General features: G+C 55.6%; 14 protein-coding genes. 6 read left to right on the top strand and 8 right to left on the bottom strand.

The genetic code is table 11. From position 1 onward, the window contains the following. Positions 1-93: 93 nt before the first annotated feature. From tauD to tauA, 4 genes are read right to left on the bottom strand one after another with little or no spacing between them, the layout of a single operon-like run. Positions 94-942, bottom strand: a complete 849-nt coding sequence (gene tauD / locus VF709_RS13320; RefSeq protein WP_013095796.1) for a taurine dioxygenase — start codon at positions 940-942, stop codon at positions 94-96. Further along, positions 939-1,766, bottom strand: a complete 828-nt coding sequence (gene tauC / locus VF709_RS13315; RefSeq protein ID WP_020686348.1) for a taurine ABC transporter permease TauC — start codon at positions 1,764-1,766, stop codon at positions 939-941. The genes tauD and tauC overlap by 4 nt, the downstream gene beginning before the upstream one ends. Then, positions 1,763-2,530: a taurine ABC transporter ATP-binding subunit gene (tauB, locus tag VF709_RS13310; RefSeq protein ID WP_149896801.1), complete on the bottom strand. Its 768-nt coding sequence runs from the start codon at positions 2,528-2,530 to the stop codon at positions 1,763-1,765. The genes tauC and tauB overlap by 4 nt, the downstream gene beginning before the upstream one ends. A 10-nt stretch (positions 2,531-2,540) precedes the next feature. Next, entirely contained in the window at positions 2,541-3,503 is a 963-nt protein-coding gene (gene tauA / locus VF709_RS13305) for a taurine ABC transporter substrate-binding protein (RefSeq protein WP_149896800.1), read from the bottom strand. A 241-nt stretch (positions 3,504-3,744) separates the two neighbouring features. On the opposite strand from tauA, the gene VF709_RS13300 reads away from it, so the two are divergent. The 6 genes from VF709_RS13300 (at position 3,745) to fbpC (ending at position 11,542) form a co-directional block, all read left to right on the top strand. Then, positions 3,745-4,374, top strand: coding sequence for a response regulator transcription factor (locus VF709_RS13300; RefSeq protein ID WP_013095792.1), 630 nt, complete (start codon positions 3,745-3,747; stop codon positions 4,372-4,374). Further along, positions 4,374-5,915, top strand: coding sequence for an MASE1 domain-containing sensor histidine kinase (locus VF709_RS13295; RefSeq protein WP_013095791.1), 1,542 nt, complete (start codon positions 4,374-4,376; stop codon positions 5,913-5,915). The genes VF709_RS13300 and VF709_RS13295 overlap by 1 nt, the downstream gene beginning before the upstream one ends. 85 nt (positions 5,916-6,000) lie before the next feature. After that, positions 6,001-7,302 carry an MFS transporter family glucose-6-phosphate receptor UhpC gene (gene uhpC / locus VF709_RS13290; protein WP_048970435.1) on the top strand — a complete coding sequence of 434 codons (1,302 nt, stop codon included), beginning with the start codon at positions 6,001-6,003 and terminating at the stop codon, positions 7,300-7,302. A gap of 13 nt (positions 7,303-7,315) precedes the next feature. Continuing rightward, on the top strand, positions 7,316-8,347 hold the full coding sequence (locus VF709_RS13285) for an ABC transporter substrate-binding protein (protein WP_013095789.1): 1,032 nt from the start codon (positions 7,316-7,318) through the stop codon (positions 8,345-8,347). A 65-nt stretch (positions 8,348-8,412) separates the two neighbouring features. After that, positions 8,413-10,491: an ABC transporter permease gene (locus VF709_RS13280; RefSeq protein ID WP_038418773.1), complete on the top strand. Its 2,079-nt coding sequence runs from the start codon at positions 8,413-8,415 to the stop codon at positions 10,489-10,491. Between the two features lie 4 nt (positions 10,492-10,495). Next, a complete protein-coding gene (gene fbpC, locus VF709_RS13275) occupies positions 10,496-11,542 on the top strand; it encodes a ferric ABC transporter ATP-binding protein (protein ID WP_038418772.1) in 1,047 nt (348 codons plus the stop codon). 46 nt (positions 11,543-11,588) lie between these two features. Here the strand turns inward: fbpC and VF709_RS13270 are convergent, their stop codons facing one another. The 4 genes from VF709_RS13270 to VF709_RS13255 form a co-directional block, all read right to left on the bottom strand. Continuing rightward, positions 11,589-12,035, bottom strand: coding sequence for a hypothetical protein (locus VF709_RS13270; protein ID WP_048970495.1), 447 nt, complete (start codon positions 12,033-12,035; stop codon positions 11,589-11,591). A 233-nt stretch (positions 12,036-12,268) separates the two neighbouring features. Further along, a complete protein-coding gene (locus tag VF709_RS13265) occupies positions 12,269-12,709 on the bottom strand; it encodes a hypothetical protein (protein ID WP_072193804.1) in 441 nt (146 codons plus the stop codon). A gap of 7 nt (positions 12,710-12,716) precedes the next feature. Continuing rightward, positions 12,717-13,454 (bottom strand): winged helix-turn-helix domain-containing protein, encoded by a 738-nt coding sequence (locus tag VF709_RS13260; RefSeq protein WP_038418769.1) that lies wholly within the window; start codon positions 13,452-13,454, stop codon positions 12,717-12,719. 163 nt (positions 13,455-13,617) lie between these two features. Continuing rightward, positions 13,618-14,418, bottom strand: coding sequence for an EAL domain-containing protein (locus VF709_RS13255; RefSeq protein WP_440231715.1), 801 nt, complete (start codon positions 14,416-14,418; stop codon positions 13,618-13,620). Between the last annotated feature and the right edge of the window lie 3 nt (positions 14,419-14,421).

Here is a 14,421-nt window from a genome sequence, read left to right as displayed (position 1 = left end):
TTGTAGGCCGGGTAAGCGCAGCGCCACCCGGCAAGAACGGTGCACATTTGCCGGGTGGTGGCTACGCCTTACCCGGCCTACGGGAGCGATGGTTCAAGGACGGTAAAACGGCTTATCCCCCAAAATTGTCGCCCGCTGCATAATCCGACGCTGTGGCAGATAATCCGCATTCGCATAGTGCTGCGTCACGCGGTTATCCCAGATCGCCAGATCGTTCTCCTGCCAGCGCCAGCGCACCTGAAACTCCGGTTTGGTGATATGCGCAAACAGGAAACGTAACAGCGCCTCGCTCTCTTTTTCCGTCACGTCCACAATCCGCGTCGTGAATCCCTCATTCACAAACAGCGCCTGCTTGCCGGTTACCGGATGGGTGCGCACGACCGGATGGAGCAGCGGCGGATGTTTCGCAACCGCCTCCTGCCAGCGCTGATGCTCCGCTTCTGTTTTGCGATACTTGTACTCCTGGAACGATTTTTTGAAGTCATGCTCCGCCCGCAGGCCGCTCAGCAGGGTACGGAAGGGTGCGGACAGCGCCTCAAAGGCCGCAATGCCGCTGGCCCACAGCGTATCGCCGCCCGTCTCCGGCAGCAGCTTCGCCGAAAGAATCGCCCCTGCAGGTGGCGTCTCGATAAACGTCACATCCGTGTGCCAGTTGTCGTTGTCCGGCGGGTTATCGTTATGCGTGTCGAGCACAATAATCTCCTCCACCCCTTCCGCATGCGGATAAACCGGATGGATATGCAGATCGCCAAAGCGCAGTGCCAGGGCGCGCTGCTGCTGCGGGGTGATTGCCTGTTCGCGCAGGAATACCACCTGATGGCGCAGCACCGCATGATAAAGCTGCTCAAACTGGTTATCGCTCAGCGGACGGGTCACATCCAGGCCCGACACCTGCGCACCAATATATGGCCCCAGCGGGGTAATGGTCAGACGTTCACTCATTGTATTTCTCCATGCCAGGGCGTCAGACGACGCTGCAGCGCACGCAGCCCCAGTTCTAATCCAAAGGCGATCACGGCGATAACCGCAATCCCGGCCAGTACCACGTCAGTCGCCAGAAACTCCCCCGCCGACTGCACCATAAACCCTAACCCTCGGGTGGCGGCGATCAGCTCTGCCGCCACCAGCGTTGACCAGCCCACGCCAAGGCCGATGCGTAATCCGGTTAAAATCTCCGGCAGTGCGCCCGGTAAAATCACAAACAGCAGCACCTGTGTCCGGCTGGCTCCCAGCGATTGCGCCGCGCGGATCCGCACCTGCTGGGCGCTTTTGACACCCGCCAGAGCCGACATGGCAACCGGGGCGAAAATCGCCAGATAAATCAGCAGGATTTTTGACGTTTCACCGATGCCGAACCAGATCACCATCAGCGGCAGATAGGCCAGCGGCGGCACCGGACGGTAAAGCTCAATCAGCGGGTCGAGGATGCCGCGCACCGTCGGGCTTAAGCCCATCGCGATCCCGACCGGAATGCCGATTATCACCGCCGCCAGTAGCGCCACCAGAATGCGCGCCAGGCTTGCACCCAAGTGCTGCCAGAGCGTAGCGTCCATAAAGCCCTGCGGCCCGGCAATGGTGATGAGTTTTGCCAGCACCTGTCCCGGCGGCGGCAGAAACAGCGGGCTGATCCATGCCTGCGCGGCAACCAGCCACCACACCGCCAGCAGCACCAGCAGCGTGCCGACACTGAGTGTTATCTGGCGCGAAAAAGGCCAGCGTAATGCCGGGCGCGCGCGTCGCGTTTTCTCGCTGAAGACGATGCTCATGAGAAGGCCTCCCGTTGTTCAAACACACGGCTTAAGACGTATTCACGCTGTTCGATAAACCGCGGATCGGATTTGATGCTGCGTACCGGCTCCCCCGCGACATAGCGACGGGCAAACTCAAGCGGCAGCCGCTCCAGCACGCGCCCCGGGCCAGGGGACAGCAGCACCAGCTCGGTCGCCATAAACACCGCCTCTTCGATATCGTGGGTGATCAGCAGCACCTGTTTACCCGTTTCATGCCACAGGCGTAAAAGCAGGGTTTGCATCTGCTCGCGGGTAAAGGCATCCAGCGCCCCGAACGGCTCATCCAGCAGCAAAAGCTGCGGATTGGCCGCCAGCGCGCGGGCAATTCCAACCCGCTGACGCTGGCCGCCGGAAAGCTGCCAGATAAACCGTTTTTCAGCCCCTTCAAGTCCAACCTTTTTGAGCATGCTCCGTGCTGTTGCCAGCCGTTGCTCGCGGCTTACACCCGCCAGTTGCAACCCAAACGCCACGTTTTCCTGCACGTTGCGCCAGGGAAGCAGACCTTCGTTCTGAAAGACCACCCCGCGCTCAGCGCCCGGGCCCTTCACTTTTTTCCCTTCCAGTTGAATGGAGCCATGCTGATATGGCACAAACCCGGCAATCAGATTCAGCAGCGTGGTTTTCCCGCACCCGGACGGGCCAAGCACAACCAGCAGCTCACCGCTCTCCAGCGTCAGGTTGATGTTCTCCAGGGCCGGTTTGCCACCGTAATCAGCAGACAGATTTGTAATAGTCAGCATCGCAGCCCCCTTATTTCACAAAGCGATCGGTCACGTACTGGCTGTAGTCCGCCGCCACCGCCGGCACTTTGCCCTGCTCTTTCAGGAACGTGGCGGTATCGACAATCGCTTTGTTTACCGGCCCGGTCAGCTGTTGTACCTGCTGGGCAGGCGTGAGATAGGTATTCCCTTTCACCAGCCCCGGAACGTCTGCTTGCGGCACGCCGCTCAGACGGGACAGTTTTTCGAGATTGGCAGGCTGCTTCAACCATGCATCCGGGTTGCTGATATAGGGCTGCTGAGCGTCGAGGGCGCTTTTGGCAAAGGCCTTCACGACCTCAGGATGTTTCTCGGCAAAATCTTTGCGCACCACCCACACGTCGAGCGTTGGCGCGCCCCACTGGCCCACTTTTTCGGAGTCGGTCAGCACGGTGCCGTCTTTTTCCAGCTCATTGACAGCCGGTGCCCAGACGTATGCGCCATCAATATCGCCGCGTTGCCAGGCCGCAATAATCGCCGGTGGCTGCAGATTAATGATCTGCACCTGGCCTGGCTTGATGCCCCAGTGTTTCAGCGCCGCCAGCAGGCTGTAGTGAGTGGTCGAAATGAACGGCACGGCGATGCGCTTGCCGATCAGGTCTTCCGGTTTGGTGATGTTTTTCTTCACCACCAGCGCTTCGGAGTTGCCCAGCTGTGAAGCGAGGAGGAAAACTTCAATCGGCACCTGCTGGCTGGCCGCTACCGCCAGCGGGCTGGAGCCGATGTTACCAATCTGCACGTCGCCGGACGCAAGCGCACGCACCACGGCCGCCCCGCTGTCGAACTTACGCCAGTCGACGTTTGCGCCGCTCTCTTTGGCAAAGGTGTTATCCGCCTGCGCGACTTTCGCAGGCTCTGCGGAGGTTTGATACGCGACGGTGACGTCCACCGCCTGCGCCTGAAATGCCCACAGCGCCAGCGCGCCGAGTAATGTAATTCGCGATGTAATTGCCATCCTGTCTGCTCCCCTTGTTGTTATGAGGGCAGTATTTCCGGCGCGGGAATTTTGATAAAGGAATTAAAACGAATCGCTAATAACGATTCGTTTTTAGAAAAAAAGCGGGAAAGGATAGTTAAAAAAGTGGGCTGTGGCTTTATTGCAATTTTGTTACATCGATTCCATAACCGCAGCCGCAGTATTGCCAGCCCGTCGGCAACGGGCATCATAGGTCAACGAATGAGCAAAAGGTGTCGAGATGATTAAAGTGGTGCTGGTGGACGATCACGTGGTGGTGCGTTCCGGTTTCGCCCAACTGTTAAATCTGGAAGAGGATTTAGTCGTAGAGGGTCAGTTCAGCAGCGCTGCAGAGGCGTGGCCCGTCCTGTCGCGCAACGATATCGACGTGGCGGTGATGGATGTTGCGATGCCGGACGAAAACGGTCTTAGCCTGCTCAAGCGCCTGCGCCAGCAGCGGCCAACGTTTCGCGCCATCATCCTGAGCATCTACGATACCCCGGCCTTTGTGCAAAGTGCTCTCGACGCGGGTGCAAGCGGCTATCTGACCAAGCGCTGCGGCCCGGAGGAACTGGTGCAGGCCGTGCGCACCGTCGGCATGGGCGGGCATTATCTGTGTGCCGATGCGGTAAAAGCGCTGCGCGGCGGCGAGCCGATGCCAAAAGTGCTTGAGGCGCTCACCCCGCGCGAACGCGAAGTGTTTGAACTGCTGGTGAAAGGAGAAAGCGTGAAGGAGATCGCCTATACGCTTGCGCTGAGCCATAAAACAGTACACGTTCATCGTGCCAATGTACTGGGCAAGCTTCAGTGCAACAGCACCATCGACCTGGTGCACTTTGCGCTTGATAACCAACTGCTGACGGGTCACTGATGCGGCGCGCTGTCCGGCATCTGATCCTGTCCCTGTTCATTATGCTGGCCTGGGGAACCGGCTGGCTGATGCTGTGGACGCTGAGTTTCTACCTTACCCACAACGGCCAGCAGGCGGTGCTGTTTCTGCCGCAGGGGGTGTGGCTGGCACTGATGATTTTACTTTCACGCCACTACTGGCCTGCATTAATTCTTCCCCCCCTTGCCGCCATTCTGTGGCTGCACGGCGAGCAACTCCTCACACGTTATATGATGCTAACTGTGCCGCTTATCGGCATAGTCAGCGCATGGCTGGCGCAGCGGTACTGGCACCGTTTCCCGCTCTACTGGCAGCGGCTGTCGACCCTGATTGCGGCGGTGACGGTGAATGCCCTACTGCAAACCTTGCTCCTGTCGCCCTTTCTGGACAGCCCGGCCACGCTGCTTTTGCTCGGCTCATTTACGGGTGGCGTGCTGCTTACGCCGTTCGTCTATCTTGTCTTCGAATTTTTACGCCAGCAGCATCGTTACCATCTGCTGGGGCTGGACACCAGCAATCCGCCGCTGCGCACCTCGCTGATTATCTGGTGCAGCCTGTTTTTCATTATCGGCATCGGCACGCAGATGGTGCTCTCCCCGGCGCTGGAGCGGCTGCTGCTGATTATCGTGTTCCTGCCCAACGTGGTGATGGCGTGGAAATTCGGCTGGCAGGGTGGTGTCCTTTCCGGGCTGCTCGGCAGCATGATGATCACCATTGCCCGCCAGGTGGGCGTCGGATTTAGCGACCTTCTCGAACTGGAAATTTTTCTCTCTACCCAGTCGTTGCTGGGGATTGGCCTGGGAATCGCTATCAGCCGCCAGCAGCATCTGGCGATGAACCTCGAACGCTATCGCCATCGACTTGAGAATGAACTTCAGGCCAGGCGGGCGCTGGCGGAGAAACTGATCCATTCCGAAGAGGACACCCGCAAGCTGCTGGCGCGCGAGCTTCATGATGAGATTGGCCAGAACATCACCGCTATCCAGATTCAGTCTCAGTTGGTGAAGCGGACGAGCGATACGCCGCTCGCCATTGAGGCCGCTGGACAGATCAACGATCTCGCGCGGCGTATTCACCACTCCACACGCCAGCTTTTGCGCCAGCTTCGCCCCCCCGTGCTGGAAGAACTGTCGCTCCACGAGGCTCTGCACCACCTGGTCAACGAGTTCGCCTTTGCTGAACGCGGGATCCGCTGCCACTTTGACTACCGGCTTCCCACGCCGCCGGAGAGCGAAACGCTGGTCTTTACGCTATATCGCCTGCTTCAGGAGCTGCTCAACAACGTCTGCAAACACGCCAACGCAAGCGAAGTCACAATTCTGCTCTGCCAGCGGCACGCGCGGCTGTACCTTGAGGTGCACGATAACGGTAGCGGCATTAGCCCGCAGCAGCAGCCCGGCTTTGGCATTCAGGGCATGCGCGAGCGCGTCTCTGCGCTCGGCGGCGAACTGACGCTGGAATCCCTTCCAGGGACGCGCGTAATTGTTAACCTGCCCACAAATTTGCAACAAACGCCGCTCTGACCAGGAAAAAGTCTTAGTCACTCCAGACTTTGTCTCATCCCATTTATGCCGCACTTCCCTACAGTCATCTCAAACGGAGAACGCCATGCACGCACTGTCTGCTGAAGAGGTTTCACAACGTTACCGGGCGCTGCGCCCCAGGCTGCTCCTTTGTATGGCGATTGGCTACGCCGCGTTTTACCTGACGCGAAAAAGTCTGAACTATGTTTTACCCGCGCTGCAGCTGGATCTGGGGCTGAGCAAGGGCGATATCGGGCTTATCGGTTCGCTGTTTTATCTCAGCTACGGGTTGTCTAAATTCGCCGCCGGGCTCTGGCACGACAGCCACGGACAGCGCGCGTTTATGGGCATCGGGCTGCTGGCTACGGGCGTGCTGAACGTGCTGTTCAGCTTTAGCGATGCATTCCCGCTGCTTCTGTTTATCTGGACGCTGAACGGCTTCTTTCAGGGCTGGGGCTGGCCGCCCTGCGCCAGGCTGCTGACCCACTGGTATTCGCGTAACGAACGCGGCTTCTGGTGGGGCTGCTGGAATACCTCCATCAATATCGGTGGCGCGATTATTCCGTTGATTTGCGCCGTTGCCGCCCATCGATGGGGGTGGCAGGCGGCGATGCTGACACCGGGGATCATCAGCATCGTGCTCGGCCTGTGGCTGACCACACAACTGCGGGGTACACCGCAGGAGGAGGGTTTGCCCACGGTCGGGGAGTGGCGTAGCGATCCGCTGGAGCTGCGCCAGCAGCAGCAAAGCCCGCCGATGGGGTTATGGCAGATGTTGCGTACCACCATGCTGCAAAACCCGATGATCTGGCTGCTCGGGGCGTCGTATGTGCTGGTGTATCTCATCCGCATCGCCCTGAACGACTGGGGCAATATTTGGCTGGCAGAAAGCCACGGCGTGAACCTGCTTAGCGCCAACGCCACGGTGATGCTGTTCGAAGTGGGCGGGTTACTGGGCGCGTTATTTGCTGGATGGGGATCAGATCTGCTGTTCAGCGGCCAGCGTGCACCGATGATTTTGCTGTTCACGCTGGGGCTGATGGTGTCTGTCGCTGCGCTGTGGCTGGCACCGGTTCATCACTATGCCCTGCTGGCGATGTGTTTTTTTACGGTCGGATTTTTCGTCTTCGGTCCGCAGATGCTCATTGGCCTTGCCGCCGTTGAGTGTGGACACAAACTGGCGGCAGGCTCGATTACCGGCTTTCTCGGCGTATTTGCCTATCTGGGTGCCTCGCTGGCCGGATGGCCGCTGTCGCAGGTGATTGAACGCTACGGCTGGTCAGGGATGTTCAGTTTGCTCTCGATTGCCGCCGTCCTGATGGGTTTATTACTGATGCCCTTGCTGATGGCGGGCATCACCGCTTCTCGCAGTCACATAACGTCATAAAAAGGGCTGAATAATGAAAACAACGCTTCTCTCTACCCTCATTGCTTCCGGGATCGCACTGGCTACCTTAACCGGTGCCGCACAGGCCAAAGGCCGTCTGGTGGTGTACTGCAGCGCCACTAACGAAATGTGCGAAGTGGAAACCAAAGCATTCGGTGAAAAGTACGATGTTAAAACCTCGTTTATCCGCAACGGTTCCGGCAGCACGCTGGCGAAGGTGGATGCCGAGAAGAAAAACCCACAGGCCGATGTCTGGTACGGCGGCACGCTGGATCCGCAGTCCCAGGCCGGTGAGATGGGGTTACTCCAGCCCTATAAATCGGAAAACCTGGAACAGATCATGGAGAAATTCCGCGATCCGGCCAAGGTGAAGGGCAACCTCTCCTCTGCGGTCTATGTCGGGATCTTAGGCTTTGGCGTTAACACCCAGCGCCTGAAAGAGAAAAATCTGCCGGTGCCCAAATGCTGGAAGGATCTGACCAAACCGGAATACAAGGGCGAGATCCAGATTGCCGATCCACAAAGCTCCGGCACCGCCTATACCGCGCTGGCGACCTTCGTCCAGCTGTGGGGGGAAGATCAGGCCTTCGACTACCTGAAACAGCTGAACGGCAACGTGTCTCAGTACACCAAATCCGGCATTGCCCCGGCGCGTAACGCCGCACGTGGTGAAACCGCCATCGGCATCGGCTTCCTGCACGACTATTCGCTGGAAAAAGAGCAGGGTGCACCGCTGGAACTGATCTCTCCCTGCGAAGGCACCGGGTATGAAATTGGCGGTGTAAGCATTCTGAAGGGCGCGCGCAACGAAGAGAACGCGAAGCTGTTCGTGGACTGGGTGCTCTCCAAAGAAGCGCAGGAGCTGGCGTGGAAGAAGGGCAAATCCTACCAAATCCTGACCAACACCACAGCCGAGACCTCACCGAACTCGCTCAAGCTCGATGACCTCAAGCTCATCAGCTATGACATGGACAAGTACGGCTCCACGGACGTGCGTAAAGCGCTGATCAATAAATGGGTCAGCGACGTGAAGATGGGTAAATAAGCCCGCGAACAGTGGTCATCGCCCGGCAGCATTCATTTGCCGGGCATCCAACACCCGGAAAATTTATGTCACAGACACATGCTCTTCATCCCGCCAAAAAACGGGATGCGGTATTCCTGTGGGTTTTACTCGGCTGGCTGGCCTTTGCCCTGCTGCCGAGCTGGAGCCTTGATTACGGCCTGCTGGAGTCGACCGGGGATGAGATCCTCGACGCCTACGGCTGGTCCCAGTTCAACATCAGCTGGCTGTGGTACCTGCTGCCGAGCTTGCTGCTGGTACGCCCGTTTAACGAAGCAAAGCGCGAGCAGCGCAGCCGCCACTACCTTGACGCGGGCTGGGCACTGCTGTGTATGGCGTTCGTGGTCATCAGCGCCACCGTGGAAGGACGCGGTTTAGGCTATGCCACCATCGTGCTGTTTGTCGCCCTGGGCGCCATCATGACGCTGGCCCTCACCCGCCTGGAGTGGCTGGGCGGCGATCGTTTTGTCATCGGCTCGCTGATTACCATCGTGGCGTTGATCGGGATTTTTATCGTCTGGCCGAGCATCGCCATTTTCATTCCGATGTTCACCAACGACGCAGGTGAATTCGCCCCGCTGGCGTTCATGAATGTGCTGTCCCAGGCGCACATTATTCAGGTCATCATCAATTCAATTATGCTGTCGATTGCCGTCGGGATCGGCTGCACCTTCTTTGGGCTGGTGTTGGCGATATACACCACGCGCATCGCCAAACGCAGCGCCATCATTGGCCGTATCTTCTCGATTCTGCCCATCGTTACCCCGCCGTTCGTGGTGGGGTTGGGCGTTACACTTATGATGGGGCGCTCTGGCTATATTACGGAGCTGATGGTGGACTGGTTTGGGTTAACCAACACTAACTGGCTGTACGGCTTCACCGGCATCTGGCTGGCGCAGGTGCTGGCCTTCACGCCGATGGCCTTTATGATCCTCGACGGCGCAATCAAAACCATCCACCCGTCGCTGGAAGAGGCCTCGTACACCCTACGCGCCAGCCGCTGGCAGACCTTTAACGGCGTCTTCGTGCCGCTGCTGAAACCGGCGCTGGCAAATGCGTTCTTAATCGTGGTTGTGCAGTCGCTGGCCGATTTCAGTAACCCGCTGGTGCTGGGCGGGAACTTCGACGTGCTGGCCACGCAGATTTACTTCTACATTACCGGCTCACAGTTGGATTATCAGGCGGCGAGTACCCTCGGAGCCTTCCTCCTGCTGTTCTCGCTGCTGGTGTTCTGCATTCAGTACATGTGGATCGGCAAGCGCTCCTACGTAACCGTATCCGGTAAATCGTACCGCGGAGACGTGCAGCCGCTGCCGGTGACGCTGGTGTGGAGCGTGATCGCCCTGCTGGCGGTGTGGATCGCCTTTAACGCCCTGCTTTACGGCAGCATTTTCTACGGCAGCTTTACCGTCAACTGGGGCGTGGATTACACCCTGACGCTGGATAACTTTATCAAGCTGTTCGGGCAGGGGATGAGCGACGGCGCGTGGCCTTCGCTGCTAGATACCCTGCTCTACGCCGGGATTGCCGCGCCGATCACCGCCGTCTTCGGCCTGCTGATTGCCTGGGTTGTAGTGCGCCAGCAGTTCCGGGGTAAAAAGACCATCGAGTTCACTACCATGCTGTGCTTTGCCGTACCGGGTACCGTGGCGGGCGTGTCGTACATTCTGGCCTTTAACAGCGCGCCGGTGTACCTCACGGGCACCGCCGCCATCGTGATTATTTCCATGGTAATGCGTAACGTGCCGGTGGGCATTCGCGCCGGGATCGCGGGATTAGGGCAGATCGACAAGTCGCTGGACGAGGCTTCGCTGAGCCTGCGGGCCGGAAGCCTGCGCACCATCACCCACATCCTGCTGCCGCTGCTGCGTCCGGCCATTTTATCGGCACTGATTTACAGCTTTGTGCGTGCCATTACCACCGTCAGCGCCATTGTGTTCCTCGTCACGCCGGATACCCGCGTGGCAACGGCCTACATTCTGAACCGTGTGGAAGACGGTGAATACGGCGTGGCGATTGCCTACGGCTCGATCCTGATTGTGGTCATGCTGGCGATCATTTTCCTCTTTGACTGGCTGATCGGCGAGGCGCGTATCTCCCGTTCTAAAGCCAAAAACCGGGCGTAACACTATGACTGAGAAACATTTTGTTGAACTGCGCAACGTGACCAAACGCTTTGGCGCAAACACTGTAATTGAAAACATCAACCTGGCGATCCCGCAGGGACAAATGGTAACGCTGCTCGGCCCGTCCGGCTGCGGTAAAACTACCGTGCTGCGCCTGGTCGCCGGGCTGGAAAAACCGACGGAAGGACAGATTTACATTGATGGAGAGGATGTGACCCACCGCTCCATTCAGCAGCGCGATATCTGTATGGTGTTTCAGTCCTACGCGCTCTTCCCGCATATGTCGCTGGGCGAGAACGTGGGCTACGGTCTGAAGATGCTGGGCGTTTCGCGCCCGGAGATAAAATCACGGGTCAAAGAAGCCCTGGCGATGGTTGACCTGGAGGGGTTTGAAGATCGCTACGTGGATCAGATTTCCGGCGGCCAGCAGCAGCGCGTGGCGCTGGCCCGCGCTCTGATCCTCAAACCCAAAGTGTTGCTCTTTGATGAACCGCTGAGCAACCTCGATGCGAACCTCAGGCGCAGCATGCGGGACAAAATTCGCGAACTGCAAAAGCAGTTCAACATCACCTCGCTGTACGTGACGCACGATCAAAGCGAGGCGTTTGCGGTCTCCGACACCGTGCTGGTGATGAACAAGGGCAACATTATGCAGATTGGCTCGCCTCAGGATCTCTATCGACAGCCGGCGTCTCGCTTTATGGCGAGTTTTATGGGGGATGCCAACCTCTTCCCGGCGCGCTTCAGCGAGGATGTCGTGGAAATCTACGGCTACCGTCTGCCGCGACAGCTACATTTTGCTACGCAGGGCGAAGGTACGGTCGGTGTACGTCCGGAGGCGATTACGCTAAGCCAGCGCGGCGAGGAGAGCCAGCGCTGCACTATCCGCCACGTCGCTTATATGGGGCCGCAGTATGAGGTGATTGTCGACTGGCACGGGCAGGAGATTTTACTTCAGGTGAACGCCACGCGCCTGCAACCGGACGTGGGCGATGCGTACTACCTTGAGATCCATCCGTACGGGATGTTTATGTTGGCGGAGGCTGCGTAATGAAATGCGAAACGGTAACGCGGGTTACCGTTTCGCGTCTTCGCTTTTAATACCATAACCAGGTTTCGGGTAACGTATAAGACCGTTGCAGTAACCCGTGGCGAAAAATATATAAACAAGCAATATAAAAATGCCTGACGTTAAGCCGCTGGCAAACTTTGTCTCTAAGCTTATAGACCTCCTTTTGAGAACAACAAAACATCGTTGCCATCTCTTCGATATCCTTTCCGCACAGAAACGCATTAATTAATGCAACCTCTCTTTCTTCTATTTTTATTCGCACCGGCGGTGACCATTTATCCGGCATTGCAATAGAGATTTTATTAAGGATCATCAGCGATATATTTTCTGGGCTGGTTTTCATATCAACAGTGTCTCCACAGGGTTTTACGCTGAAGGGCAAGCTCACGGGTTGATTCATACAAAGCATAATAGCCTTAGTTCGCTCAAACATAGCCGAGAGAAACCGCCACCCGTGCTCAAGGTCGTTCATCGGCATTCTGCTGTCTACCAGAACCACACACTCTCGATGTGAGGTTTCAAGTAGTGTAAGATCCTGAATATGTTTAAGAGACATACAGTGTTTCAACCCATGAAAGAGATAACTATCCTGTGTTATCAGAACGTTTAATGGCATGAAATTTACACCCAAATGCATTTTAAAGACAAAAAGACTCCAGCCTCTTAACATTAAGAGGCGGAGATATAATTAAAAAAATAACGGCATCAGTCTGATTTAGCGCACACTAATACCGTACGCCGCAAATCGCTAATGCTCCATATTTCACCCTGTAACTTCCGCACCTTAAATAAAAAGACCTTTTGTGCTGAAGTGAGTTTTTCAGATAAAGAGTCAGGTAGTGTTTCACTAATATTCTTCTCTATCCCTTCTCTTTTAAATTCATTAAAAGAGTGACGGTTATCTCCAGAATAACGCAGTCGGGCATAGCGATCGACGATATAGCGCTGGTTGTTGTAGGTCACGACCCCATACTCGGTAATGTAGCTGAGCTCATCTGGAACGAAGTGAACGACGAGATGGATGTTGGCGACGATCTTGTCATGGTCTTTACCCAGCTCAAGATTCATATCTGCTGTGCAATCCAGCACGCGGGTATCCTTGGGCACATACAGCAACGCACCAATAAATACCGCGATCAACAACATAGCAAGGCTAGCCCACTTTAGTCGAGACGAAGTTTTTACATTCACTAAATTCCCCTTCACTATCGACCGTACATTTTGCGACAAAGATTTCAAGAAGCTCAGTTTTCTCATGCACTTTACTGTCATCGTAAAAAATATAGGCAGGCGTTGAACACTTCGTCAGCAATTTCATCCCGTTTCCTTCAGAGAAATAGTGTTCCACTCTCTTTGCATTCACTTTGCTGTGATAAAAGATCTTGCACTGCTGCACTTGTTTTAAAAGCGTGACATCCTCACGTTTGTCGAAAAAATTGAGATATAAAGCGATTGCTAATCCAATAATAATGAACAACACGCCGGTCCATTTAATCAACCGGGTCTTATGTACACTGGGCTCTTTTTCAGGTTTTGAAATCGCCTGCATCACCAAATAGTCTCTGGACTTTTCATTGACCTGAAGATTTTCCAGCGCCAACTCAAAGCCTTGTTTAGGGACAGTTTTGAGCACATCATGAATTCCAAACTCAGTGAAAATCTTACGCAATATACTGATATTATTATTCAAACTATTACTGGATGGGGTTAATCCAAAATCGCCCCAAACCTTCTGCAAAAGTTCTTCTCTGGTCATTAGCCGGTTATTATTCTCCAGGAGTACGAGAAGAAGCCTGCATGCCGGATTAGAAAGCACATGTTGCGTTTTTCCATCCGACACTGTCCTTTCAGCAACGTTGAAAGAGACATTATTGTTTAATATGAAATGCATAACACTGTCACCAGCTCCAATATTAATCCACACTCTTCATGGCGTTAATGCCGATAGCTAGTTTAGCGTATTGGAATAAAGTGACAAAATACCCGTTCAATTGCGTATCATACTGTCTGGAAATTTTTACTTACGTCATGACAAATTATAATCAACGACTCTCTTATTTCCTGTTTTTCATCTGAAAATGTAACCGTCTGGCGGCAAGATACTCCCGTAACTGCGACTGACTTAATGCGCAGGAAAAGAGATAGCCCTGCTGAATAACAATCCCCATATCGCGCAGCAGCTGTGATTGTTCAGAGGTTTCAACCCCTTCAGCAATGATGCCAAGACCCCGCGCTTTCGCCAGGCCAGCAACCATCGCTGCAATGGATGTTGACGCTTTATCAGAGGAAAGATGCTTAACGAAAAGCTGGTCCACCTTCACCCCGTCCACGCTAAATTGCTCAAGGTATTCCAGATTAGAGCAGCCGGTACCAAAATCATCCAGATAGATCTCGCCCCCCGCCAGCTGCAACTTCAGAAAAGCGCCCGTAACCTCAGGCGTAGGCGGCAATGGTTGCTCTTCGGTGACCTCGACCACCAGACAATATTTTTCCAGAGGAATGGATGCCAGAAACGAGAGCGTATCAAACACAAAGCCGGGCTTCGCGACCTGTGAAGAGCTCACATTGAGCGAAAGATGAAGCCCAACAGGCAGCAATGCATCCAGTTCGTTAATATCTGCCGCAACCTTGCGCATCAGGTGTTGCATCATTTCAGGCAACAGACCATTCTCGTCAAATGCGCGGATAAGCGCCAGGGGTGAGGCATTCTCCTCAGAGAGTGACCAGCGCATTAATATTTCCAGCCCGTACAAACGCTGGGTCCGGCTGTTAATCAGCGGCTGATAATAGGGAACGATCTCCCCCATCATAAGCGCGCAGTAGAGATCGATATTGTTCAAGGGCAACGCAGTCATTTT

Origin of the sequence: Enterobacter sp. Lyrl_3 (assembly GCF_051948675.1) — a bacterium.
Taxonomy (GTDB): Bacteria; Pseudomonadota; Gammaproteobacteria; order Enterobacterales; family Enterobacteriaceae; genus Enterobacter; species Enterobacter cloacae.
Note: the sequence above shows the minus strand (reverse complement) of the source record. Positions and strands in the feature narration are given on the sequence as shown.

Coding starts and splice junctions, on each gene's coding strand:
- tauD (WP_013095796.1), bottom strand. CDS start 942: ATGAGTGAACGTCTGACCATTACCCCGCTGGGGCCATATATTGGTGCG.
- tauC (WP_020686348.1), bottom strand. CDS start 1,766: ATGAGCATCGTCTTCAGCGAGAAAACGCGACGCGCGCGCCCGGCATTA.
- tauB (WP_149896801.1), bottom strand. CDS start 2,530: ATGCTGACTATTACAAATCTGTCTGCTGATTACGGTGGCAAACCGGCC.
- tauA (WP_149896800.1), bottom strand. CDS start 3,503: ATGGCAATTACATCGCGAATTACATTACTCGGCGCGCTGGCGCTGTGG.
- VF709_RS13300 (WP_013095792.1), top strand. CDS start 3,745: ATGATTAAAGTGGTGCTGGTGGACGATCACGTGGTGGTGCGTTCCGGT.
- VF709_RS13295 (WP_013095791.1), top strand. CDS start 4,374: ATGCGGCGCGCTGTCCGGCATCTGATCCTGTCCCTGTTCATTATGCTG.
- uhpC (WP_048970435.1), top strand. CDS start 6,001: ATGCACGCACTGTCTGCTGAAGAGGTTTCACAACGTTACCGGGCGCTG.
- VF709_RS13285 (WP_013095789.1), top strand. CDS start 7,316: ATGAAAACAACGCTTCTCTCTACCCTCATTGCTTCCGGGATCGCACTG.
- VF709_RS13280 (WP_038418773.1), top strand. CDS start 8,413: ATGTCACAGACACATGCTCTTCATCCCGCCAAAAAACGGGATGCGGTA.
- fbpC (WP_038418772.1), top strand. CDS start 10,496: ATGACTGAGAAACATTTTGTTGAACTGCGCAACGTGACCAAACGCTTT.
- VF709_RS13270 (WP_048970495.1), bottom strand. CDS start 12,035: ATGAACGACCTTGAGCACGGGTGGCGGTTTCTCTCGGCTATGTTTGAG.
- VF709_RS13265 (WP_072193804.1), bottom strand. CDS start 12,709: ATGTTGTTGATCGCGGTATTTATTGGTGCGTTGCTGTATGTGCCCAAG.
- VF709_RS13260 (WP_038418769.1), bottom strand. CDS start 13,454: ATGCATTTCATATTAAACAATAATGTCTCTTTCAACGTTGCTGAAAGG.
- VF709_RS13255 (WP_440231715.1), bottom strand. CDS start 14,418: ATGACTGCGTTGCCCTTGAACAATATCGATCTCTACTGCGCGCTTATG.